Here is a 21,812-nt window from a genome sequence, read left to right as displayed (position 1 = left end):
CAGCCCAGCAGCAATCCCCGCCGAGAGGTTCATCCATGGCAGGCGAGACCGTCATCACGGTCGTCGGCAATCTCGTCGACGACCCCGAGCTGCGCTTCACCCCCTCGGGTGCGGCGGTCGCGAAGTTCCGTGTCGCGTCCACCCCCCGCACCTTCGACCGTCAGACCAATGAGTGGAAGGACGGCGAGAGCCTGTTCCTGACCTGCTCGGTGTGGCGGCAGGCGGCTGAGAACGTCGCCGAGTCCCTCCAGCGGGGCATGCGCGTCATCGTGCAGGGCCGGCTGAGGCAGCGGTCGTACGAGGACCGTGAGGGTGTCAAGCGCACGGTCTACGAGCTGGACGTCGAGGAAGTCGGCCCCAGCCTGAAGAACGCCACGGCCAAGGTCGCCAAGACCACCGGTCGCGGTGGCCAGGGTGGATACGGCGGCGGCGGTCAGCAGCAGGGCGGCGGCGGTGGCAACTGGGGCGGAGCCCCCGGTGGCCAGCAGCAGCCGGGCGGCGGAGCTCCCTCCGACGACCCGTGGGCGTCCAGCGCGCCGGCCGGTGGCCAGCAGCAGGGCGGCGGCGGGGGCGGTTGGGGCGGAAGCTCCGGCGGCTCCGGCGGCTCCGGCGGTGGCTACTCGGACGAGCCTCCCTTCTAGGGCAGCTCGTATCCCCACTTCTTGATCACACAGGAGAGACACAATGGCGAAGCCGCCTGTGCGCAAGCCTAAGAAGAAGGTCTGCGCATTCTGCAAGGACAAGACCGCGTACGTGGACTACAAGGACACGAACATGCTGCGGAAGTTCATTTCCGACCGCGGCAAGATCCGTGCCCGCCGCGTTACCGGCAACTGCACGCAGCACCAGCGTGACGTCGCCACGGCCGTCAAGAACAGCCGTGAGATGGCGCTGCTGCCCTACACGTCCACCGCGCGATAAGGAAAGGGTGACCGACTAATGAAGATCATCCTGACCCACGAGGTTACTGGCCTCGGTGCCGCCGGCGATGTCGTCGACGTCAAGGACGGCTACGCTCGCAACTACCTGGTCCCGCGTGGTTTCGCGATCCGCTGGACCAAGGGCGGCGAGAAGGACGTGGCGCAGATCCGCCGCGCCCGCAAGATCCACGAGATCGCGACCATCGAGCAGGCCAACGAGGTCAAGGCCAAGCTCGAGGGTGTGAAGGTCCGTCTGGCCACCCGCGCGGGTGACGCCGGTCGTCTCTTCGGTTCCGTGACCCCGGCCGACATCGCCACGGCGATCGAGTCCTCGGGCGGCCCGAAGGTCGACAAGCGCCGCGTCGAGCTCGGCTCCCCGATCAAGACCCTCGGTTCGTACCAGGTCTCCGTGCGTCTGCACGCTGACGTGGCCGCGAACGTGGGCGTCGAGGTCGTCGCCGCCTAAGGGCTGCGTACGCGAAGGGCCGCACCCCATCGGGGTGCGGCCCTTCGTCGTTGCCGGGCGCTGTTTCACGTGAAACATCCGGGTGCGGGGAGACGGTGTTTCACGTGAAACACCGTCTGCTTCCGGAGCCGGCGGGGCTCGGAAGGGACGCTCCTAGCGGCTGGCTCCCGCGATCAGCCACCGGCCCGAGCGGGCGCGCAGCCGGAGGGTGACCATCCGGACCACCATCATCAGTGTCATGGCCCACCAGAGGGCCGTCAGGCCGCCGCCCACGACCGGCACGAGCAGCGCGGCCGGGGTGAACACGGCGAGCGTCACCAGCATGGCCCGGGCCAGGTAGGGGCCGTCGCCGGCGCCCATCAGGACCCCGTCGAGCACGAAGACGATGCCGGAGACGGGCTGGGAGAGGGCCACGACCAGCAGGGCCGGCAGCAACGCCGCCTCGACGGCCGGATCACTGGTGAACAGTGGAATGAAGACCGGGCGGGCCAGGACCACCAGCAGGCCGAGGACGACGCCCGAGGCGATTCCCCACTGCACCATGCGGCGGCAGACGGCCTTGGCGCCCTCGGTGTCTCCTGCGCCCAGGTAGCGCCCGATGATCGCCTGCCCGGCGATCGCGATGGCGTCCAGCGCGAAGGCGAGCAGGCTCCACAGGGCGAGCACGATCTGATGGGCGGCGACATCGGCGTCGCCCAGCCGGGCGGCCACGGCGGTCGCGATCATCAGGATGGCGCGCAGTGACAGGGTGCGGACCAGCAGGGGAGCGCCCGCCTGGGCGCAGGCCCGGATTCCCGCGGTGTCGGGGCGCAGGGAGGCGCCGTGCCGCCGGGCTCCGCGTACGACCACGAAGAGGTACGCGGCGGCCATGGCGCACTGGGCGATGACCGTGCCCCAGGCGGAGCCGGCGATGCCGAGGCCCGCACCGTAGACGAGGGCGACGTTCAGGGCTCCGTTGAGGGCGAACCCTCCGATGGCGACGTAGAGCGGTGTACGGGTGTCCTGGAGGCCGCGGATGACCCCGGTGGCCGCCAGGACCATGAGCATGGCCGGGATGCCGAGGGCGGAGATCCGCAGGTAGGTGATCGCGTACGGGGCGACGGTGTCGGACGCCCCGAAGAGCGAGATCAGCGAGGGGGCCGTGGGCAGTACGACGGCGATGACGGCCGCGCCCAGCAGGAGGGCGAGCCAGATGCCGTCCATCCCCTGCCGGATGGCCGCCTGGAGGTCTCCCGCGCCGACGCGGCGCGCGACGGCCGCGGTGGTGGCGTAGGCGAGGAAGACGAACACGCTCACAGCGGTGGTGAGCACCGCTGCGGCGATGCCGAGACCGGCCAGCTGGGGGGTGCCGAGGTGCCCCACGATGGCACTGTCGGCCATCACGAAGAGGGGCTCCGCGACGAGTGCGCCGAAGGCGGGGACGGCGAGTGCGAAGATCTCCCGGTCGTGCCGTCGCGGCCCCGCCTCGGGTGCTGTGATGGCCTGTGTCATGTGCTCAATCTAATCTTCCACAGGTAATGGATGCAACGGTCTTTGGATCCTTACTGACGCGCTGACTTGGGCGTTCCCCGCACCTCGTTGGAGGCGATCTTGAGACAGTGGCCAAGAATTTTCTCCACCGCTGGCCCTGGAGGAGAAAAGTGCAGGTCAGGTGCGGTAACGGGGTGGCGCGGGTGATTTTGTCCACAGCGTCGTCCCCCGGTCCGTACACAGCTTCCGGGGAGTTACCCACAGCATTGGTGCCGTCATCCACATGTCATCCACACAGCCTGTGGATAACAAGATTGGCTGACGCCGCTCGCGGGCCTACCGTGGTTCGTTGCCCGACTCGCCGACGGCGGATTCGGGTGCCCCAAATGTCAGAGCCGTGTCGTAGAAAGAGTGACACGGCGAGGTCCGCGCAGCGGACGGGAGGAGGCGGCCCGGTGAACATGCCCGAGCCCATGGACGACCCCTGGGCCGACAGTGGTCCGGGAGACCGTCTGCCCGCCCGTCCGCGCCGTAACAGCGAAGGCCGTGGCCGCGGGGACGAACAGCACGACCGGGGCCGCGAGGGCGGCTCCTGGGACTCCGGCGGTGGCGGCGGCTTCGAGCGCGTTCCTCCGCAGGACCTCGACGCCGAGCAGTCGGTGCTCGGCGGCATGCTGCTCTCGAAGGACGCCATCGCGGACGTCGTCGAGGTCCTCAAGGGCCACGACTTCTACCGGCCCTCCCACGAGACGATCTACCAGGCCATCCTCGACCTGTACGCCAAGGGCGAGCCGGCCGACCCGATCACCGTCGGCGCAGAGCTGACCCGGCGCGGCGAGATCAGCAAGGTGGGCGGGGCCTCGTACCTGCACACCCTGGTCCAGTCCGTGCCCACCGCGGCGAACGCCGAGTACTACGCGGAGATCGTCCACGAGCGGGCCGTCCTGCGCCGTCTCGTCGCCGCCGGTACGAAGATCACGCAGATGGGCTACGCGGCCGACGGCGACGTCGACGAGATCGTCAACAGCGCCCAGGCCGAGATCTACGCCGTCACCGAGCAGCGGACCTCCGAGGACTACCTGCCGCTCGGCGACATCATGGAGGGCGCCCTCGACGAGATCGAGGCGATCGGCTCCCGCAGCGGCCAGATGTCCGGCGTTCCCACCGGTTTCACCGACCTCGACTCGCTGACCAACGGCCTGCACCCGGGCCAGATGATCGTCATCGCCGCCCGACCCGCCATGGGTAAGTCCACCCTCGCACTGGACTTCGCCCGGGCCTGCTCCATCAAGAGCAACCTGCCGAGCGTGATCTTCTCCCTCGAAATGGGACGCAACGAGATCGCCATGCGCCTGCTCTCGGCGGAGGCCCGGGTGGCGCTCCACCACATGCGCTCGGGCACGATGACGGACGACGACTGGACCCGGCTGGCCCGCCGGATGCCGGACGTCTCCGCCGCCCCGCTCTACATCGACGACTCCCCCAACCTGTCGATGATGGAGATCCGGGCCAAGTGCCGCCGGCTCAAGCAGCGCAACGACCTCTCGCTCGTGGTCATCGACTACCTCCAGCTGATGCAGTCGGGCGGATCGCGCCGTCCCGAGAGCCGTCAGCAGGAAGTCTCGGACATGTCCCGAAACCTCAAGCTGCTGGCGAAGGAGCTGGAGGTCCCCGTGATCGCGCTCTCCCAGCTGAACCGTGGTCCGGAGCAGCGCACCGACAAGAAGCCGATGGTCTCCGACCTCCGTGAATCCGGCTCGATCGAGCAGGACGCGGACATGGTGATCCTGCTGCACCGCGAGGACGCGTACGAGAAGGAGTCCCCCCGTGCCGGTGAGGCGGACCTGATCGTGGCTAAGCACCGTAACGGCCCCACGGCCACCATCACCGTCGCCTTCCAGGGCCACTATTCACGCTTCGTGGACATGGCCAACACGTAGCATCCGATCATGGATGAGTTTGCTGAGGACCTGGAACTGCTCCCTGCCACGCGGCGCGCGCTGAGGCACCGGATCGCCGTCGCACAGAGCGAAGGGCGGGCGCCGTCGGTGGTCGCGGCCGTCCTGCGCGGCGGCGAGGTGGTCTGGGAGGGATCCAGGACCTCGGTCGAGGGGCACGGACCGGACGGCGACGTCCAGTACCGGATCGGGTCGATCACCAAGACGTTCACCGCGGTCCTCGTGATGCGACTGCGGGACGAGGGACTGCTCTCGCTCACCGACCCGCTCGAGAAGCACCTGCCGGGGACCGGCGCCGGACAGGTGACCATCGGTCAACTGCTGTCCCACACGGGAGGGTTGGCTGCGGAGACGCCCGGCGAGTGGTGGGAGCGCACCCCCGGCGGACAACGGCCCGACCTCGCCGACGTATTGGGAGAGAAGCCGTTCAAGCACACGCCGGGAACGAGGCACCACTACTCCAACCCCGGCTACACCCTGCTGGGTTCGCTGATCGAGGCGGTCCGCGGAAAGCCCTGGGAGGACGTGCTGCTGGCCGAGGTGCTGGAACCCCTGGGACTGGAGCGCACCAGCGGACAGCCGCAGGCCCCGCACGCGGGTGGCTGGGCGGTGCATCCCTGGGCGGACCTGATGATGCCCGAGCCGCTGGAGGACCTCGGGCTGATGGCCGCGGCCGGCCGGCTGTGGTCCACGACGCGGGACCTCGCCCGCTTCGCCGACTTCCTGCTGCGCGGCGACGCCCGTGTCCTTGACGCCGAGTCCGTACGGGAGATGCGTACGGCGGCCGCGCCCCCGGAGCCCGGTCTCGGCGACCTCGGCTACGGGCTGGGCATGCAGCTGACGGCCGTCGGCCCGCGGAGGCTCGCGGGGCACAGCGGGTCGCTGCCGGGGTTCGTCGCGGGGCTGTGGCTGAGCGAGGCGGACGACGTGGCGGCGGTGGTGCTGGCGAACTGCACCTCGGGACTGCCGGCCTCGACGGTGGCCGTGGACCTGGTCGGGATCGTGGCGGATGCCGAGCCGCGGTTCCCGCGGCCGTGGCGGCCGTTCCTGGAGTCGGACCACGTGCCGCTGGAGCTGTGCGGCCCCTGGTACTGGGGGACCTCGGCCCACGTGGTGCGCCTCACCGCGGACGGGCTGCTGGAACTGGCACCGGTCGGCGCGAGCGGGCGCACGGCCCGTTTCCGGGCCGAGCCGGACGGCAGCTGGACCGGTCTCACCGGCTACTACGCCGGTGAGACCCTGCGGGCGGTGCGCCGTGAGGACGGCTCGGTGAGCCACCTCGACCTGGCGTCCTTCGTGTTCACGAGGGAGCCGTACGACGCCGATGCCCCGGTGCCCGGCGGGGTCGACCCGCAGGGCTGGCGCGGCATCGGCTGACGGCCCGGGGCCGGTCCGGCCGGCCGGCCCGTTTCAGGCGACGAGTTCACGCTCCAGCGGGGTGCGGAAGCGCGGGGTGATCCGGGCGTCGCCCACCCATGCGGCGAGGCGGGCGGCCTCGGCGGTGATCGCCTGCTCGGCGGCCCGCCCGGGGCTGCCCAGCAGCCGCCAGACGATCTCGCCGCCGGAGCGCTGCGCCCAGCCGCCGACGATCTCGCCGTTCCACCAGACGGTGGGCCCGATGTTGCCGGCGTAGTCGAACAGGGCGCTCCTGTGGGCGGGGTCGAGGTGGAAGCCGCGGTCGGCCCAGCCCATCCCGGTGGGGTCGAGGGCGGGCAGCAGCGCCGCCCACGGCTCCGGCGCCGGTTCGGTCCCGGTGTCCCCGGGGCTGACCAGAGCGGCGCTGCCGTCCTCCAGACGGACCTGGTCGGGGCCCACGGCGGCGAGCGCCTTGCGGACCTCCGTGAGGGTCCAGCCGGTCCACCACTTGAGGTCGGCCTCGGTGGCGGGGCCGTACGAGCGCAGCCATCGGCGGGCGATTTCGACGCGGGCCTCGGCGGCGGGTACGGCGGGCCAGGGCTCGGTGTGGACCCAGCGGTACTGGCTGGAGGTCCACGAGCCGCGGGGTCGGTCACGGCGGATCCGGCCGTCGGCGGCGAGCAGCCGGATGACCCGGGTGGTGACCCCCTGCTCGGTCTCGTACTTCTTGCCACGGCTGATGGTGATCTTCTGGCGCAGCGCGGGTACGGCCGCGGACAGCTGGCTGCCGGTGGAGGGGCCGTGGGCGTCGAGGGCGTCCAGTGCGGCGGCCTCGGTCCGGGCCAGCCACTGGGCGTCGAGTCCCTGACCGTCCTCGTCGAGGTGCTTGAGGAGGGTGCGGCGTTCCTTCGCGGCGATCGCGCGGGCCGTGGAGGCATCGACGTAGGGGGCGAGTCCGGTGGAGACCGCGAAGAGTGTGTTGCGCATGCTGAGCAGCCGCACCAGGCTCACGTCCTCGTAGAGCGCCCGCTCGATCGCGTCCGTGCCGCCTTCGGTGAGCCGGGCCCGGGCCGAGAGGTAGACGGTCGCGGCGTCGGTGGCGTGCAGGGCGACGACGGAGTCCGCCGCCTCCGCGACCGTGGCGGCGCGGGCCGAGGGAGCCAGGCGGTGGCGGCGGCCGAGCCGGTGGCGTCGCTCGGCGGTGGTGACGAGGGGAAGGCTCATCCTCCCGATCGTAGGCCGGGCCGCCCACGCGGCGGCCCGGCCTGCCGGAACGGCGGGTCAGAGCTGGAGCTTGAACCCCACGTGCGAGGCGGTGAACCCGAGCCGTTCGTAGAAGCGGTGGGCATCGGTGCGACTCGCGTCCGAAGTGAGCTGCACCAGCGTGCAGTTCTCGGCGCGGGACTTCTCGACGGCCCATTCGACGAACCGGGTGCCCAGGCCGTTGCCGCGCTCGTCCGCGTGCACGCGGACGCCCTCGATGATGGAACGGGTGGCCCCCTTGCGGGAGAGTCCCGGGACGATGGTCAGCTGCAGGGTGCCCACGACCCGGCCGGCGCGGACGGCGACGACCAGGTGCTGGTTGGGGTCGTCGGTGAGGCGCTTCAGGGCCGCGCAGTACGGGGTGAGGTCGTCCGGGGACTCACGGGTGGCGCCGAGCGGGTCGTCGGCGAGCATGGCGACGATGGCGGGCAGATCGGCCTCGGTGGCGGGCCGGATCGTCAGCTCGGGAGTGTCGGTCACGGCGGTGATCTCCTCTCTCAGCCCGCGGCCACGGTGAGCGGCGCCCACCGGCGGGTCCAGTCACCGGGCAGGCCGGGGATGTCTCGGGTCATGACGGCGTTGAAGGCCACGGAGGCGAGGCCCCGGTCCTTGAGCCAGGCGAGGAGGTCCTCGTGGCGTACATCGACATCGGTGCGCAGTGCCCGGTCGGTGCCCATGGCGAGCGCGGTGATCAGCGACTGGGCGGTCGCGGTGTCGTGGGCGATCAGCGGGCCGATGACCTGCGTGTCGAGATTGGGCCAGGCCGCGGCGTAGCCGGTGAGGGCGCCGTCCGCAGTGGGGTCCTCGGCGACGATCAGCCGGTCGGCGAAGGCGGGCAGCCGGGTGATCATGTGCGTGCGGTCGGTGCCGAAGACCTCCGCGTCCAGACGCAGGATGCGGGGGAGGTCTTCGGCGTTGGCCGGCCGGACCCGGGCGGTGCCGTACGTGTCGGGGGCACCCTCGGGCCGGAAGACGCCCGTCAGCATCTCGGCACGGCCGGTGGTCTCGAAGCCCAGTTCCTCGTAGAGGGGGCGCCCGTAGGGAGTGGCGTGCAGGGTGAGGGGGACTCCCTTGAGCACGTCGTTGCAGACGTGGCTCATCAGTCGGCGTCCCAGGCCCTGGCGGGCGAAGCGGTCGGCCACGAGGACCATCCCGATGGCGGCAAGCTCGGGCCCGGCGTGGGTACTGCCGTACCGGGTGACGACGCAGGAGGCCGCGAGCCCCCGGCCGTCCGGGGCATCGACGCCGTAGCCGCCTCCCGCGGTGAGGAGCAGACGCCACTTGTGGTCCTCGCGGAGCCATCCGCGATCTTCGGACAGGTCGGCGCAGCGGTGGAGATCGTCCACGGTCAGCGCCCGGATCGGTAGATCGGTGATGTGTGGTGGTGTCACCGGCCCAGACTGGATCATGGACCGGGAGTCGTCCAGAGGATTTGAGGGTGGATGTTCAGGTGGATGTTTCACGTGAAACATCGGGGAACTCCACGGACCGCCCCGGGGAACTCCATACGGACTGCCCGGACCGTGTTTCACGTGAAACACGGTGTTTCACGTGAAACCGACCCACTAGCCTCGGTGGCTATGACTCTCCTGCACCTCTTCGACCTCGACGGGACGCTGATGTACGGCTCGGCAGCGCCCGTGGAGATCTCCCGTCAGCTCGGGCTGAGCGCCGAGATCGCCGAGCTGGAGCGGGCCTTCGGCGCACAGATGATGGGGCCGCACCAGTTCTCGGTCGCTGCCCATGCCCTGTGGGCCGATCTGACGCCCGCGCATGTCCGGGCCGCGTTCGACGGAGCTCCCTGGCTCACGGGAATCCAGGACGTGTGGCGCGAGATCCGGGAACGCGGGGACTACTGCGCGGTGATCTCCCTGTCGCCGTCCTTCTTCGTGGAGATGCTGCTGGAGTGGGGCGCGCATGCCGCGCACGGGTCGGTCTTCCCGGAGGTGCCGTTCACCCGGCCCGTGGAGGAGGCGGGGATCCTGACACCCGAGGGCAAGGTCAGAGTGGCGGACCGACTGTGCGCGGAGTTCGGTGTGAGCCGGAGCGACTGCGTCGCCTACGGGGATTCGGGGACCGACGTCATGCTCTTCGAAGCCGTGCCGGTTTCGGTCGCGGTCAATGCACGGCCCTTTCTCGCGGAGCGGGCGACGCATGTCTACGAAGGTCGGGATCTGCGCGAGGCATACCAGCTTGTAGGGCTGACGCGCCCGGGAGTTGACGCATCTTAGGAGGAAAGTGGGTTCGAAACGCGGATTTTCCGCGTTTCCCCGCAGGCCTCTGAGTCGGCTGGCACGCTGTGAAACCCGGAACCACGGATTCACAGGCCGTGGCGTGTGCAGACCGACCGAGATGCTCGAAGCGAGGCACCGCATGGACGCTCCGCCCACCAGATCGGCCAGACGCGAACCGGCCCGGATATCCGGCGAGGGCGGCGCGATCGAGCCCTCACCGGATGCCGTGCTCATCCGCCGGACACTCACGGAGATCGCTCCCGTCGCCGACCGGGTGACCTCGTACTTCTACGCCCTGGTGTTCTCCGGACACCCTGAAGTGCGCGGCATGTTCCCCGCAGCCATGGACACACAGCGCGACCGGCTGCTGAAGGCGCTCCTGACCGCAGCCGAACACATCGACAACCCCGCCGTCCTCGTTCCCTACCTGCGCCGACTGGGCACGGGGCACCGCAAGTACGGAACCATGGCCGGTCACTACCCGGCGGTCGGCGAGGCCCTCGTCGGCGCACTGGCCCGGTACGCGGAGAACAGCTGGGGGCCGGAGACACAGGCCGCCTGGGTCCGGGCGTACACCGCGATTTCCCAGGTCATGATCGACGCGGCGGCCGAGGACGAGGTGAAGGCCCCGGCGTGGTGGCACGCGGAGGTCGTCTCCCACGACCTGCGCACCCCGGACATCGCGGTGCTGACGGTCCGCCCCGACCAGCCCTACGCCTTCCTGGCCGGCCAGTACGCGAGCCTGGAGACCCCGTGGTGGCCGAGGGTGTGGCGGCACTACTCCTTCGCCTCGGCGCCGCGCGCCGACGGACTGCTGTCCTTCCACGTCAAGGCGGTCCCCGCGGGATGGGTCTCCAACGCGCTGGTGCGCCACGCCCGCCCGGGGGACGTACTGCGCCTGGGACCGCCGGCCGGGTCGATGGTGGTGGACCACACCACGGACAACGGCATGCTCTGCCTGGGCGGGGGCACCGGTATCGCCCCCATCAAGGCGCTGATCGAGGACGTGGCCGAGCACGGTGAGCGGCGTCCGGTGGAGGTCTTCTTCGGGGCCCGCAGCGACAGCGACCTGTACGACAAGGACACGCTGCTGGGGCTCCAGCGCTCGCACCCGTGGCTGTCGGTGCGCCCGGTGGTCGGCGACGGGCTCGCCGGGCAGCTGCCGCACGCGGTGGGCGAGCACGGGCCCTGGCGCTCGTACGACGCCTTCATCTCCGGGCCGCCCGCGATGATCCGCAACGGGGTGGACGAGCTCCTTCGGATCGGTATCCCCGGTGAGCGGATCCGGCACGACGCGGTGGAGGAGCTGGCGGGCATCGCCGGCTGAGACCGGACGGGCAGCCCGCCGGTCTCAGCCGCGCCTCAGCCCAGGTCGGGAGCGTGCATGGCACGCACACCCTCGATGTTGCCGTCGAGGTAATGCCGTAGGGACAGCGGGACGAGATGGACGGCGGCGATGCCCACCCGGCTGAAGGGCACGCGGACGATTTCGTACTCGCCCTCGGGCTCATCGATTTCGGGGCCGTGCCGCAGGCTCGGGTCCATCGATTCGAGGCGGCAGACGAAGAAGTGCTGCACCTTCACGCCCGTCACCCCTCCGTCGGCGATGTGCTCGACGGTATCGACGAAGCAGGGCACCACATCGGTGATCTTCGCGCCGAGTTCTTCGTGGACCTCCCGGTGAAGGGCGTCGACGACAGTGGTGTCCGAGGGCTCCACTCCCCCGCCGGGGGTGAGCCAGTACGGATCGACGCCGGGCTTGGTGCGTTTGATGAGGATCAGGTCGTCACCGTCGAGCAGGATCGCGCGGGCGGTGCGTTTGACCACGGGACGTTCGGTCATGGGAGAAGAGTGGCCCGCCACTCCGCTTCTGAAACGCGCCACGGGCCGGAAAAGGGGCGGGCTCACCAGTGCACGGCGGCATCCAGCAGCCGGTCGTGCGCCCTCGCGAGGTGGGCGAGGGCCAGGCTCCCGGTCCGTACGACCAGGAACCAGGTGCGCAGCGGCGGCACGGCGGGCTCCGCCAGAGCCACGATCCGGCCGCTGTCGAGGGCGTCCTGGCACAGGTAGCGGGGCAGGACGGCGAGCCCGGCGCCGGCCCGGACGCATTCCAGTACGGCCCGCAGGTCGGGCACGACCACGGTGGCCGCCAGGGACCTGGCATCGGGCAGGGTGTCGAAGACGGCGGCCCAGTAGCGGGTGACGAGCGGCAGGCTCTCGTGGACCTCGACGAGCGGGATGCCGTCCAGCGCGGCGGGCCCCTCCTCGCGCAGCCGGTCCCGGTCGACGAGGGCGGCCCAGTAGGGCGCGGCGACCAGGACGTGCTCCTCGTCGCACAGGGCGGTGGCCCTGAAGAGCCCGCCCCGGGGATGGGCCGTGGTGACGACGAGGTCGTGGTGGCCCGCGGCGAGCCCGTCGAGGGTCGCCCCGGCATCGGCCTGCGGGGCGGCGCGCAGCGTGTGCCCCTGGCCGACGAGGAGCGAGAGGGCGGGGAGCACCCGCAGGCACAGGAACTCGGGGGGCCCGGCGACGTGGAGGGTGCGTAACGCCCCGGCGGCCTCCCGCTCGGTCTCCGTGATCCGCAGCAGCGCGTCGAGGTGCGGGGCGGCCTTGTGGGCCAGCTCGTCGCCGACGGCGGTGGGCGTGACGCCACGCGCCCGGCGGTGGAAGAGAGGGCGCCCCAACTGGCGCTCCAGCGTGCGGATCTGCGAGGTCACGGCGGGCTGGGAGAGTCCGAGGAGGGTGGCGGCGCGCGTGAACGAGCCGGCCCGGTGGACGGCGACGAAGGTGCGCAGCAGGGTCAGGTCCATCGCGGCACCTCTCGGTGGGGGCCTTCAACTATAAATATGCAGATAGGTCCCTGTCGTTACCGTGATTGGACTCTGACGCAGGGTCAATTAGCCTTGTCGCGTGGTTCTTCGCGAGCGGAACCCGGGGCGGTCCGAGCCACCAGGGGGGAGGCTCGGACCGCTTGCCCACGGGGGAAAGCCGCCCCGGTTCAGCGCTCGGCACCCGCGTGGTCGAGGGCGCGCAGCACGTCCGCGACCAGGTCCTCGGTGTCCTCTGCCCCGGCGGAGAAGCGGATGAACCCCTCCGGCACGGCGTCGCCGCCCCACCGTCCGCGCCGCTCGGCGGTGGACCGTACGCCGCCGAAACTCGTGGCGTCCTCCACCAGGTGCAGCGCGGCCATGAACCGCTCCGCGTGAGCGCGGTCGGGCAGGGTGAAGGCGACCACCGACCCGAAGCCCCGCATCTGCAGGGCGGCCGTCTTGTGGGAGGGGTCCGTGGCCAGACCCGGGTAGCGCAGGCCGCGCACGTCGGTCCGGTGCGTCAGCGCCTCGGCCACGGCCAGTGCGTTGGCCCACTGGCGCTGCGCGCGCAGCTGGATCGTGGCGAGGGAGCGGTGGGCGAGCCAGGCCTCCATGGGGCCCGGGATCGCGCCGACGATCTTGCGCCAACGGCGGACGCGGGCGGCGAGCTCCGGGTCGCGGCAGACGACGTATCCGAGCAGGACGTCCCCGTGGCCGGTCAGGCCCTTGGTACCGCTCGCCACCGAGAAGTCCGCGCCCAGCTCCAGGGGCCGCTGCCCGAGCGGGGTGGCCAGGGTGTTGTCGACGGCCACCAGGGTCCCGCCGGCGTGCGCCGCGTCCACGAGGCGGCGTACGTCGCACACGTCGAGCCCGGGATTGGACGGGGTCTCGATCCACAGCAGCCGGGCGCCGTCCAGGACCGCGAGCTGGGCGTCGTGGCCGGTCGGCGCGGTGCGCACGTGGATGCCGTACGCCTCCAGCTGCTCCCGTAGCAGGGGCAGCGCCTGGTAGCCGTCGTCGGGCAGGACCACGGTGTCGCCCGTGTGCGCGTGGGAGAGCAGGACGGCGGAGACCGCCGCCATGCCGGAGGCGAAGACGATGGTGTGCACGTCCTCGCCGGGGGCCTCCAGTTCCCCGATGGCCCGCTCCAGCAGGGTCCAGGTGGGGTTGGTGTCCCGGCCGTACGCGTACGGGCCCTCGACGTCGCCCGGGAGGTGGAAGTGGGCGGCGAAGACCGGTCCGGGAAGGGGCGGCTCGTTCTTGACGGGATCCGGCAGTCCGGCCCGGACGGCCCGGGTGCCGTCACCGAACGGGGCCTGGGCGGCCGGGGCGAGGTCGGCAGGTCCGGTCCCCCGGGGGGCGTACTCGTTCACGTGGTGCGCTCCTTGATGGCTTCGCGTACGGCTTCCAGCAGGCCGGGGCTCGCCGCCTCGACCAGCTCCAGGCACTCCTCGAACCCGTCGAGCGGCCCGTAGTAGGGATCCGGTACGTCGGTCTGTTCGGCCGTGGCGGCCGGATCGTAGGACCGCAGCAGCCGGATCCTGGCGGCGTCCTGCGGAGTGGGTGCGAGTGCCCGGAGGTCCCGCAGGTGCCCGGCGTCGAGCGCGATGACGAGGTCCACGCGGGCGAACCAGGAGGAGCGGAACCGGCGGGCGCGGTGGTCCTGTTCGTAGCCGGCCGCCTCCAGGACGGCGATGGTGCGCGGGTCGGCGCCGTCCCCCTCGTGCCAGCCGCCCGTCCCGGCGCTGTCCACCTCGACCAGCGCGTCGAGCCCGGCAGCCGTCACGTGGGAGCGGAAGACAGCCTCGGCCATCGGGGAGCGGCAGATGTTGCCCGTGCAGACGAAGCAGACGCGGTACATGGCCGGCCCGTTCAGTTCTTGTCGGGCAGGAGCATGTTCACGGCCCAGGAGACGACGGAGATGATCAGGCCGCCGATGAGCGCGGTCCAGAAGTTGTTGACGTGGAAACTGAGATCGAGCTGTGTGGCCAGCCAGGAGGTCAGCAGCAGCATCAAGGCATTCACGACGAGGGTGAACAGGCCGAGGGTGAGAATGAAAAGCGGCAGCGAGAGCAGCTTCACCACCGGCTTGACGAGCAAGTTGACCAGGCCGAAGACCAGCGCGACCAGGATCAGGGTGAGCGTGCGGCGGCCCAGGCTGCTGCCGTCGTCAAGGGTGATACCCGGAAGCAGGACGGCGACCGCCAGGGCCGCCGCATTGGCGAGCGTCTTGACTACGAAATTCGTCATGTGTCTGATCGTGGCAGAGAAGATCCCGGTGGGACATCCGCAGATCAGCGGATGCGACGGAACGATCGAGCACAAGGGGCGCAACCACGATGAAAGCCTTCCGGCTTGACGAGCTCGAAGCTGAGCGGGCCGCGAATGACGGCGCCTATCTGCAGTTCCTGCGCGAGCGGAACATGTCGGTCGGGCTGTATGCGCTCGACGCCGGACAGATCGATCCTCAGCTCCCGCACCGGCAGGACGAGGTGTACTTCGTCGTCAGCGGGCGGGCCTCGATCACGGTCGGGGAGGAGACGACGACCGTGGCGCGCGGCAGCGTCGTCTACGTGCCGGCGGGGGTCCCGCACAAGTTCCACCACATCACCGAGGACCTGAAGGTGATGGTGGTCTTCTCGCCGCCGGAGGGCTGAGCGGCGCGGCGGATGAGGGCCGCGGCGGATGAGGGTCGCGGCCCTGATCCCCCTAAGGGACGGATCAGGGGACTTGGGGGGCTCGCGGGCCCCGATCGGCGGCCTTGGACTCCTAGCATCGGGAGCAGGAAGTCACGGACGAGGAAGAGGTCGAGGACATGGACGGCATCCGACAGATATTCGCAGGCATGCCCTGGTGGGTTAAGTGGGTCGCGGTGCCGCTGCTGGCGCTCTTCGTCTTCGGTGGTGTGATCACCAGCATCCTGGGCGCGCTGATCGGGTTCGTCTTCAAGCTGCTGCTCTTCGTCGGCCTCGTCGGCGGCCTGATCTTCGTCGTGAAGAAGTTCAGCGGCGGCGGTTCGAAGTCCTCCTCCACCGATTGGTAGACGAGAGGTGGGCAGGAGCGGGCGGGTCTGGGCCGGACCGGTCGGTCCGGTCGGTCCGGTCGGGTCCGAACCGGGCAGGCCCGGGCGGGTCCGGGATTGCGCCAGGTGAGGGAACATGACCCGCTAAACGGCTCACCTCCCCGGAATCGGTGGATAGAGTGGCAATCTGTGCCGTTCCCTGGGCACCGAAAGCCGGTACCGCCGCTCCGACCTGCCGCCCTGACCAGCGGCGATCCAAACGAGTTGCCGAGTACGACCCCCAGGAGCCACGGCGCGCGCGGGGGCGGCCCCCGCAGGGCGGGCTTGCCCAAAGACCCGCCGCCACGCCTGGGGGTGAGCTTTGTCTCCGGTTCACAATGCCGGTGTGCCGACTCTGATCGGTTCGGTGCAGCGCGCGTTGAGGCTGCTCGAAGCGGCGGGGTCCCATAGCGGGGGAGCTCCGGCGAAACAGCTGGCCCGCGAGGCCGGGCTCCCGCTTCCCACCGCGTACCACCTGCTGCGCACCCTGACGCACGAGGGCTATCTGCGCAGAGTGAGCGGAGTCTTCGTACTGGGCGAGGCCGCGGAGCGGCTCGCGGCCGGGGGACTCCAGCAGAAACGTCGCAGCATGATCCTCGACTCGCTCGCGCACTTCCGCGACACGGTCGGTGCCCCCGTCTACTTCGCGGTCTACCGCGAGGGTGAGATCGAGGTCGTGGGTGTCTCGGACACTCCGGCCAGTCCGGCCTGCGAGGAGTGGGCCGACTTCCGTGAGACGGGTCATGCGCACGCCATCGGGCAGTGCCTGCTCGGACAGCTCGACGAGAAGACGCGCAAGGAGTACTACGACCGTCATCCGGTCGGGGCCATCACCCCTTATACCGTCCGGGATCTGCGGTCCCTGGAAAACCGGATCGGGGCCCTCGGGCGAATGCAGCCTGTGATCGAACGCCAGGAATATGCCCTTGGCACCGTCTGTGCCGCCATCCCCATTACGGCCGGTGATGCGGCCGCAACGATGGCTATTTCTCTACCCCTGCACCAGGAAGATCGATTGCTCTATGTAGTCAATCGACTACGGAGTGAAGTAGGCGCGCTGTTGAGCACCCTCTCGTTCTCTATCAGTATCTGAAAACTCACTCCTTGTGATCTGCTACCGCTTCCACCACTCTTGTCAAGTGGGTCCTGGGGGATCATTCCTGGCCACTTCAACTACAGCGGGGTAGTCAATGCGCGAGTCGGTACAGGCAGAGGTCATGATGAGCTTCCTCGTTTCCGAGGAGCTCTCGTTCCGGATTCCGGTGGAACTCCGGTACGACGCACGCGACCCCTACGCAGTCCGCCTGACCTTTCACCTTCCCGGAGATGCGCCCGTGACCTGGGCGTTCGGCCGGGAACTCCTCCTCGACGGCATCAACAAGCCATGCGGTGACGGCGATGTGCACATCGCCCCCACCCACCCCGAGGATCTGTCCGACGTCCACATCAGGCTCCAGGTCGGGGGCGACCGTGCCCTGTTCCGGGCCAGCGCGGCGCCGCTCGTCGCGTTCCTCGACCGCACCGACCGGATCGTTCCGCTCGGACAGGAGCGCAACCTGGGCGACTTCGAGGAGAACCTCGACGAGGCCCTCGGCAAGATCCTCGCCGAATCGCAGCAGAACGAGCAGAACGCCGGCTGACCGACCGCACTCCCTTCAGCGCTTGCGTCGCCGGCCCCGGCCGCGGACCGGCCCGGCGGCCGGACTGACGGCCGGGCCGCCGGCCGGGGATCCCGGTCGGTCGGCGGAAACCACCAGTGCGGCCAGTGCCGTTGTCACGGGGACCGAGGCCACCAGGCCGATCGAGCCCACGAGGGTCCGTACGATCTCCTCCGCCACCAGCTCGCTGTTGGCCACCGAACCCATGCTGCTGTTCGCGATCGAGAACAGCAGGAGCAGGGGCAGTGCGGCACCCGCGTAAGCCAGCACCAGGGTGTTGACCACCGACGCGATGTGATCGCGGCCGATCCTGATGGCCGCCCGGTAGAGGGCTCGTGGCCCCATCGAGGGGTCCGCCTGGCGTAGTTCCCACACCGCGGAGGTCTGGGTCACCGTCACGTCGTCGAGGACGCCCAGCGATCCGATGATCACGCCTGCGAGCAGCAAACCGCTCATGTCGATGTCCGGGTACAGCCCGTGGATCAGCCCGGTGTTGTCATCGGTGTTGCCACTGAGGAACGCCCAGTCGATGAAGCCCGAGCCCAGCAGCCCGATCAGCAGCAGCGAGACGAGCGTGCCGAGCACGGCGACCGACGTGCGGGCCGTCAGCCCGTGGCACATGTAGAGCGCGATCAGCATGATCGCGCTCGCCCCGATCACCGCGACGACCAGCGGGTTCGAACCCTGCAGGATGGCCGGGAGGATGAAGAGGGTCAGCACGCCGAAGCTGACCGCCAGCGCGATCAGCGCGAACAGCCCGCGCATCCGCCCGACGACGACGACCGCCAGCGCGAAGATGCCGGCCAGCAGCGCCATGGGGAGTTTGCGGTTCACGTCGATCACCGAGTACTGGAGGTCGCGCGGGGCGTCCGGTGCGTACGCCACCACCACCTCCTGGCCGTCCTCCAACTGCCTCGGCGCGCCCGGCTGGACGATCTCCACGAAGGTGCGGCCCTTGTCCGGGCCGCTGGTGACCTCGACGGTGGCCTTCTTGCACTCGCCGGTCTGCTCGGCCTGCGCCTGCCGGCCCTCGGGGGTGGAGGGAGCCGCGGTCGTCGGCACCTGGGAGGCGTTCACGGATTTGCAGTCGACCTGTTCGAGCGAGGTGACCACGCCCTGCTGGGTCTGCCGGTCGAAGCCCACCCCCGTGCGCTCGTGGCCGGGGGCGCCGCCGGGCCAGAGCACTGCCATGCCGATGAAGACGGCGGCGGCGAAGGGGATCAGTACGGCGGCGATGACCTTGCGCAGGTGCTTCGAGACGGGGGCGGCCGGCCCGTGGCTGTGGCTGTGCCCGTGCCCGTGCCCGTGGGAATGCTCCGGGGAACGCGCGTCGGAGCGACCGGCGGAGGGCACTGACGGGTGCCCGGTGAACTCCCCGGGACTCGCGTGCTCGTGGCCGTTGTGGCCTTGGGTCTCTGTGGGCTCGGTGGGGGGCTGCGGCGAGGGCGTCACCAGCAGATCATCGCAAGAGATGAGGGGGCCCACTGTTCAGCACGCCATGGATGACGCTAGCGTGGGGGCACCTTTGCACAACGCGGGAGCTCGGAGCACCGGGCTGAGAGGACGCTGATCACCGTACGAGCATCACGGATGCGTACGGGAAGAGGCTGCGTCGACCGCCGAACCTGTTACCGGGTAATGCCGGCGTAGGGAGATCAGGTCTCATGACCATTCAGGACGCACGCACGCCTGCCGTCAGCCAGGACGCCGACGGCCAGACCGAGCGCCAGCCCGGCTGGCACAAGGGATACCTGGCGGGCTCCCGGCCCGACCTCCGGGTGCCGGTCCGCCAGGTCCACCTCACCAACGGCAAGGACGTGACGCTCTACGACACGTCCGGCCCGTACACCGACCCGCAGATCGAGACCGACGTCCGCCGCGGCCTCGCGCCGCTGCGCGAGAACTGGATCATCAGCCGCGGTGACACCGAGGAGTACGCGGGCCGCCCCGCGCGCCCCGAGGACGACGGCATCAAGCACACCTCGCCGCGCGGTGGCCTCAAGAACCTCGACGCGGTCTTCCCGGGCCGCCCTCGGCAGCCCCGCCGCGGCCGTGGCGGCGCCGCCGTCACGCAGCTCGCGTACGCCCGCCGCGGTGAGATCACCCCGGAGATGGAGTACGTCGCGATCCGCGAGAACGTCTCCCCCGAGGTCGTCCGCGAGGAGATCGCCGCAGGTCGCGCCGTGCTTCCGGCGAACGTGAACCACGCCGAGATCGAGCCGATGATCATCGGCAAGCGGTTCCTGGTGAAGGTCAACGCCAACATCGGCAACTCCGCGGTCACCTCCTCCATCGAGGAGGAGGTCGACAAGATGACCTGGGCGACCAAGTGGGGCGCCGACACGGTCATGGACCTCTCCACCGGCCGCAACATCCACACCACCCGCGAGTGGGTGCTGCGCAACTCTCCCGTCCCGATCGGCACCGTGCCGCTCTACCAGGCGCTCGAGAAGGTCGACGGCCGCGCCGAGGACCTGACCTGGGAGATCTACAAGGACACGGTCATCGAGCAGGCCGAGCAGGGCGTCGACTACATGACGGTCCACGCCGGCGTGCTGCTGCCGTACGTGCCGCTGACCGCCCGCCGCAAGACCGGCATCGTCTCGCGCGGTGGCTCGATCATGGCCGCGTGGTGCCTGGCGCACCACAAGGAGAACTTCCTCTACACGAACTTCGAGGAGCTCTGCGACATCCTCGCGACGTACGACGTCACGTACTCCCTCGGTGACGGACTGCGCCCCGGCTCGATCGCGGACGCCAACGACGCGGCCCAGTTCGCCGAGCTGAAGACGCTGGGCGAGCTGAACACCATCGCCAAGCGCCACAACGTCCAGACGATGATCGAGGGCCCGGGCCATGTCCCGATGCACAAGATCAAGGAGAACATCGACCTCCAGCAGGAGATCTGCGAGGAGGCGCCGTTCTACACGCTCGGCCCGCTGACCACGGACGTCGCGCCCGCCTACGACCACATCACCTCGGGCATCGGCGCCGCGATGATCGCCTGGTGGGGCACCGCGATGCTCTGCTACGTCACGCCCAAGGAGCACCTGGGCCTGCCCAACCGTGACGACGTCAAGACCGGCGTCATCACCTACAAGATCGCGGCGCACGCCGCGGACCTGGCCAAGGGGCACCCGGGCGCCCAGGAGTGGGACGACGCCCTGTCGGACGCGCGGTTCGAGTTCCGCTGGGAGGACCAGTTCAACCTGGCCCTCGACCCGGACACGGCCCGCGAGTTCCACGACGAGACCCTCCCGGCCGAGCCGGCCAAGACCGCGCACTTCTGCTCCATGTGCGGTCCGAAGTTCTGTTCGATGAAGATCTCGCAGGACATCCGCCGTGAGCACGGCGGCGACCTGAAGGCGGACGAGATCCAGGCCGGCATGGCGGAGAAGTCCGCCGAGTTCGCGGCCTCGGGCAACCGCGTCTACCTGCCGCTGGCCGACTGACGCAACGGCCGATGGTGAGGACCCGCGACCCTATGGGGGGAGTCGCGGGCCCTCGCCGTCAGGCGACCACCTGGTACTGCGGGTCCAGCTTGCGGCGGGCGAAGTCGAGGTTGCCGCGGATGCGGGCGTGCTGGTCCTCGGGGAGCCTGCCCTCCTGGAGGAGGCGCTCGCTGCATTCCAGCGACTCCTGGTAGGCGCCGGTCCAGTACGCGGCCACGGCCAGCTCGTCGAGCGCGCGCCACGCGTACCAGTCGGGCTCGACGAAGAGGATGTCGTCGGGACGCGGGATCCGCACCGCCTGCCGGGCGAACACGTACGCCAGTGGCCAGCGGCTCTCGACGCGGCACACGCGGGCGAGGTCGCCGAGCGCTTCGGCCCGCGTGGGGCGGCTCTCGTGCGCGCGGAGGTAGCGGTCCATGACCTCGGCCGCCGGCCGTTCGAGGCGCGCCGCCAGCCGGGCCGCGTAGAGCTGCGCGCAGTAGGCCTCCTCGGCGAAACCGCCCATGCCCGCCCTCAGGTCGTAGGCGGCGAGAGACTTCTCCGCTTCTCCCGCGTCGCGCCAGCTCTGGGCCAGGTAGAACGCGTAGCGGGCGTTGTCCGGCTCGTCGAGCAGACCCTGTTCGAGGATCTCCGCGTCGCGCCGGTACTTCTCCTGCTCGCTCCCCTCCCGGCCGCGCGCCCCGCCGCCGACGATGAGGATGCTGGCGCCTTCGAGGACCTCGCTGCTGTACCCGGCTTCGCAGTGCAGGTACTCGTGGAGCACGCCCACGTAGGTCCAGGGCAGGCGGGTGGAGACCAGGGCGGGACGCCAGTGGACGACGGGGCGGTGGTGCACCGCGAGGCGGTACGCGTCCAGGGTGAGCTCCGGCATGCGGAAGCCGGGCTGTACCTCCATCAGGTCATCGGCGTCGAGGAACAGCAGGTAGTCCGCGTGAGTGCGGGCGAGCTCGATCGCCTCGGTGCGGCTGGCGCCGAATCCCCGCCACGGCCGCTCGTGCAGCACGCCGGGCAGATCGCCGAGGAATTCCCGGATGATCTCCTGGGTGCCGTCCGTCGAGCCCGTGTCCACGATCACCCAGGTGTCGATCAGCGGGCGTACCGATTCGAGACAGCGCCGGATCACCGGAGCCTCATTTTTGACGATCATGTTCAGGCAGACTTTTG

The 21,812-nt window shown here is 70.1% G+C and carries 23 protein-coding genes; 12 read left to right on the top strand and 11 right to left on the bottom strand.

The window, feature by feature from the left end:
• Nucleotides 1-35 precede the first annotated feature (35 nt).
• From OG444_RS19470 to rplI, 3 genes are read left to right on the top strand one after another with little or no spacing between them, the layout of a single operon-like run.
• A complete protein-coding gene (locus tag OG444_RS19470) occupies nucleotides 36-641 on the top strand; it encodes a single-stranded DNA-binding protein (protein WP_327263363.1) in 606 nt (201 codons plus the stop codon).
• 43 nt (nucleotides 642-684) lie between these two features.
• Nucleotides 685-921 (top strand): 30S ribosomal protein S18, encoded by a 237-nt coding sequence (gene rpsR, locus OG444_RS19465; RefSeq protein ID WP_005315025.1) that lies wholly within the window; start codon nucleotides 685-687, stop codon nucleotides 919-921.
• Between the two features lie 18 nt (nucleotides 922-939).
• Nucleotides 940-1,386, top strand: a complete 447-nt coding sequence (gene rplI, locus OG444_RS19460) for a 50S ribosomal protein L9 (RefSeq protein WP_327263362.1) — start codon at nucleotides 940-942, stop codon at nucleotides 1,384-1,386.
• Between the two features lie 153 nt (nucleotides 1,387-1,539).
• On the opposite strand, the gene OG444_RS19455 is transcribed toward rplI, so the two are convergent.
• On the bottom strand, nucleotides 1,540-2,877 hold the full coding sequence (locus tag OG444_RS19455; RefSeq protein ID WP_327263361.1) for an MATE family efflux transporter: 1,338 nt from the start codon (nucleotides 2,875-2,877) through the stop codon (nucleotides 1,540-1,542).
• A 452-nt stretch (nucleotides 2,878-3,329) separates the two neighbouring features.
• On the opposite strand from OG444_RS19455, the gene dnaB reads away from it, so the two are divergent.
• Together dnaB and OG444_RS19445 are read left to right on the top strand one after the other, a co-directional pair.
• On the top strand, nucleotides 3,330-4,796 hold the full coding sequence (gene dnaB, locus OG444_RS19450; RefSeq protein ID WP_030713894.1) for a replicative DNA helicase: 1,467 nt from the start codon (nucleotides 3,330-3,332) through the stop codon (nucleotides 4,794-4,796).
• Nucleotides 4,797-4,805: 9 nt separating this feature from the next.
• Nucleotides 4,806-6,191, top strand: a complete 1,386-nt coding sequence (locus OG444_RS19445; RefSeq protein ID WP_327263360.1) for a serine hydrolase domain-containing protein — start codon at nucleotides 4,806-4,808, stop codon at nucleotides 6,189-6,191.
• Between the two features lie 33 nt (nucleotides 6,192-6,224).
• Here the strand turns inward: OG444_RS19445 and OG444_RS19440 are convergent, their stop codons facing one another.
• The 3 genes from OG444_RS19440 to OG444_RS19430 are packed head-to-tail and all read right to left on the bottom strand — an operon-like array spanning nucleotide 6,225 to nucleotide 8,824.
• Nucleotides 6,225-7,394, bottom strand: coding sequence for a winged helix DNA-binding domain-containing protein (locus OG444_RS19440; RefSeq protein ID WP_327263359.1), 1,170 nt, complete (start codon nucleotides 7,392-7,394; stop codon nucleotides 6,225-6,227).
• Nucleotides 7,395-7,451: 57 nt separating this feature from the next.
• Nucleotides 7,452-7,913: a GNAT family N-acetyltransferase gene (locus OG444_RS19435; RefSeq protein WP_327263358.1), complete on the bottom strand. Its 462-nt coding sequence runs from the start codon at nucleotides 7,911-7,913 to the stop codon at nucleotides 7,452-7,454.
• A 17-nt stretch (nucleotides 7,914-7,930) separates the two neighbouring features.
• Entirely contained in the window at nucleotides 7,931-8,824 is an 894-nt protein-coding gene (locus tag OG444_RS19430) for a GNAT family N-acetyltransferase (RefSeq protein ID WP_327263357.1), read from the bottom strand.
• A 189-nt stretch (nucleotides 8,825-9,013) separates the two neighbouring features.
• Between OG444_RS19430 and OG444_RS19425 the strand changes: the two genes are divergently transcribed.
• Together OG444_RS19425 and OG444_RS19420 are read left to right on the top strand one after the other, a co-directional pair.
• Complete coding sequence (locus OG444_RS19425; RefSeq protein ID WP_327263356.1) at nucleotides 9,014-9,664, top strand: HAD family hydrolase; 651 nt, start codon at nucleotides 9,014-9,016, stop codon at nucleotides 9,662-9,664.
• Between the two features lie 121 nt (nucleotides 9,665-9,785).
• Nucleotides 9,786-10,994, top strand: coding sequence for a globin domain-containing protein (locus tag OG444_RS19420; RefSeq protein ID WP_327263355.1), 1,209 nt, complete (start codon nucleotides 9,786-9,788; stop codon nucleotides 10,992-10,994).
• Between the two features lie 35 nt (nucleotides 10,995-11,029).
• On the opposite strand, the gene OG444_RS19415 is transcribed toward OG444_RS19420, so the two are convergent.
• The 5 genes from OG444_RS19415 to OG444_RS19395 form a co-directional block, all read right to left on the bottom strand.
• Nucleotides 11,030-11,509 (bottom strand): NUDIX hydrolase, encoded by a 480-nt coding sequence (locus tag OG444_RS19415; RefSeq protein WP_327263354.1) that lies wholly within the window; start codon nucleotides 11,507-11,509, stop codon nucleotides 11,030-11,032.
• Nucleotides 11,510-11,571: 62 nt separating this feature from the next.
• A complete protein-coding gene (locus OG444_RS19410; protein ID WP_327263353.1) occupies nucleotides 11,572-12,477 on the bottom strand; it encodes a LysR family transcriptional regulator in 906 nt (301 codons plus the stop codon).
• A 188-nt stretch (nucleotides 12,478-12,665) separates the two neighbouring features.
• A complete protein-coding gene (locus OG444_RS19405; protein WP_327263352.1) occupies nucleotides 12,666-13,850 on the bottom strand; it encodes a cystathionine gamma-lyase in 1,185 nt (394 codons plus the stop codon).
• Entirely contained in the window at nucleotides 13,847-14,338 is a 492-nt protein-coding gene (locus tag OG444_RS19400) for a low molecular weight protein-tyrosine-phosphatase (RefSeq protein ID WP_327263351.1), read from the bottom strand. Before OG444_RS19400 ends, OG444_RS19405 begins: the two co-directional genes overlap by 4 nt.
• 11 nt (nucleotides 14,339-14,349) lie before the next feature.
• Entirely contained in the window at nucleotides 14,350-14,727 is a 378-nt protein-coding gene (locus OG444_RS19395; RefSeq protein WP_327263350.1) for a phage holin family protein, read from the bottom strand.
• 89 nt (nucleotides 14,728-14,816) lie between these two features.
• Between OG444_RS19395 and OG444_RS19390 the strand changes: the two genes are divergently transcribed.
• The 4 genes from OG444_RS19390 to OG444_RS19375 all read left to right on the top strand — a co-directional run bounded on the left by OG444_RS19390 (nucleotide 14,817) and on the right by OG444_RS19375 (nucleotide 17,178).
• Complete coding sequence (locus OG444_RS19390; RefSeq protein WP_327263349.1) at nucleotides 14,817-15,134, top strand: cupin domain-containing protein; 318 nt, start codon at nucleotides 14,817-14,819, stop codon at nucleotides 15,132-15,134.
• Nucleotides 15,135-15,301: 167 nt separating this feature from the next.
• A complete protein-coding gene (locus tag OG444_RS19385) occupies nucleotides 15,302-15,520 on the top strand; it encodes a DUF5326 family protein (protein WP_327266859.1) in 219 nt (72 codons plus the stop codon).
• 364 nt (nucleotides 15,521-15,884) lie between these two features.
• Nucleotides 15,885-16,631, top strand: a complete 747-nt coding sequence (locus tag OG444_RS19380; RefSeq protein ID WP_327263348.1) for an IclR family transcriptional regulator — start codon at nucleotides 15,885-15,887, stop codon at nucleotides 16,629-16,631.
• A 97-nt stretch (nucleotides 16,632-16,728) separates the two neighbouring features.
• Entirely contained in the window at nucleotides 16,729-17,178 is a 450-nt protein-coding gene (locus tag OG444_RS19375; RefSeq protein ID WP_030008369.1) for an SsgA family sporulation/cell division regulator, read from the top strand.
• Between the two features lie 15 nt (nucleotides 17,179-17,193).
• Here the strand turns inward: OG444_RS19375 and OG444_RS19370 are convergent, their stop codons facing one another.
• Entirely contained in the window at nucleotides 17,194-18,681 is a 1,488-nt protein-coding gene (locus OG444_RS19370; protein WP_327263347.1) for a YibE/F family protein, read from the bottom strand.
• A gap of 179 nt (nucleotides 18,682-18,860) precedes the next feature.
• Between OG444_RS19370 and thiC the strand changes: the two genes are divergently transcribed.
• Complete coding sequence (thiC, locus tag OG444_RS19365) at nucleotides 18,861-20,648, top strand: phosphomethylpyrimidine synthase ThiC (protein WP_327263346.1); 1,788 nt, start codon at nucleotides 18,861-18,863, stop codon at nucleotides 20,646-20,648.
• Nucleotides 20,649-20,706: 58 nt separating this feature from the next.
• On the opposite strand, the gene OG444_RS19360 is transcribed toward thiC, so the two are convergent.
• The gene (locus tag OG444_RS19360) at nucleotides 20,707-21,795 is read right to left on the bottom strand and encodes a tetratricopeptide repeat-containing glycosyltransferase (protein WP_327263345.1); all 1,089 of its coding nucleotides are present in this window, start codon (nucleotides 21,793-21,795) and stop codon (nucleotides 20,707-20,709) included.
• Between the last annotated feature and the right edge of the window lie 17 nt (nucleotides 21,796-21,812).

The organism is Streptomyces sp. NBC_01232 (genome assembly GCF_035989885.1).
In the GTDB taxonomy this organism is placed as follows: Bacteria; Actinomycetota; Actinomycetes; order Streptomycetales; family Streptomycetaceae; genus Streptomyces.
This window is presented reverse-complemented; position numbering and strand designations above follow the sequence as displayed.

Bases quoted from the DNA above. Each gene is read 5' to 3' on its own strand.
- OG444_RS19470 (WP_327263363.1), top strand. From the start codon at position 36: ATGGCAGGCGAGACCGTCATCACGGTCGTCGGCAATCTCGTCGACGAC.
- rpsR (WP_005315025.1), top strand. From the start codon at position 685: ATGGCGAAGCCGCCTGTGCGCAAGCCTAAGAAGAAGGTCTGCGCATTC.
- rplI (WP_327263362.1), top strand. From the start codon at position 940: ATGAAGATCATCCTGACCCACGAGGTTACTGGCCTCGGTGCCGCCGGC.
- OG444_RS19455 (WP_327263361.1), bottom strand. From the start codon at position 2,877: ATGACACAGGCCATCACAGCACCCGAGGCGGGGCCGCGACGGCACGAC.
- dnaB (WP_030713894.1), top strand. From the start codon at position 3,330: ATGGACGACCCCTGGGCCGACAGTGGTCCGGGAGACCGTCTGCCCGCC.
- OG444_RS19445 (WP_327263360.1), top strand. From the start codon at position 4,806: ATGGATGAGTTTGCTGAGGACCTGGAACTGCTCCCTGCCACGCGGCGC.
- OG444_RS19440 (WP_327263359.1), bottom strand. From the start codon at position 7,394: ATGAGCCTTCCCCTCGTCACCACCGCCGAGCGACGCCACCGGCTCGGC.
- OG444_RS19425 (WP_327263356.1), top strand. From the start codon at position 9,014: ATGACTCTCCTGCACCTCTTCGACCTCGACGGGACGCTGATGTACGGC.
- OG444_RS19420 (WP_327263355.1), top strand. From the start codon at position 9,786: ATGCTCGAAGCGAGGCACCGCATGGACGCTCCGCCCACCAGATCGGCC.
- OG444_RS19415 (WP_327263354.1), bottom strand. From the start codon at position 11,509: ATGACCGAACGTCCCGTGGTCAAACGCACCGCCCGCGCGATCCTGCTC.
- OG444_RS19410 (WP_327263353.1), bottom strand. From the start codon at position 12,477: ATGGACCTGACCCTGCTGCGCACCTTCGTCGCCGTCCACCGGGCCGGC.
- OG444_RS19400 (WP_327263351.1), bottom strand. From the start codon at position 14,338: ATGTACCGCGTCTGCTTCGTCTGCACGGGCAACATCTGCCGCTCCCCG.
- OG444_RS19395 (WP_327263350.1), bottom strand. From the start codon at position 14,727: ATGACGAATTTCGTAGTCAAGACGCTCGCCAATGCGGCGGCCCTGGCG.
- OG444_RS19390 (WP_327263349.1), top strand. From the start codon at position 14,817: ATGAAAGCCTTCCGGCTTGACGAGCTCGAAGCTGAGCGGGCCGCGAAT.
- OG444_RS19375 (WP_030008369.1), top strand. From the start codon at position 16,729: ATGCGCGAGTCGGTACAGGCAGAGGTCATGATGAGCTTCCTCGTTTCC.
- thiC (WP_327263346.1), top strand. From the start codon at position 18,861: ATGACCATTCAGGACGCACGCACGCCTGCCGTCAGCCAGGACGCCGAC.
- OG444_RS19360 (WP_327263345.1), bottom strand. From the start codon at position 21,795: ATGATCGTCAAAAATGAGGCTCCGGTGATCCGGCGCTGTCTCGAATCG.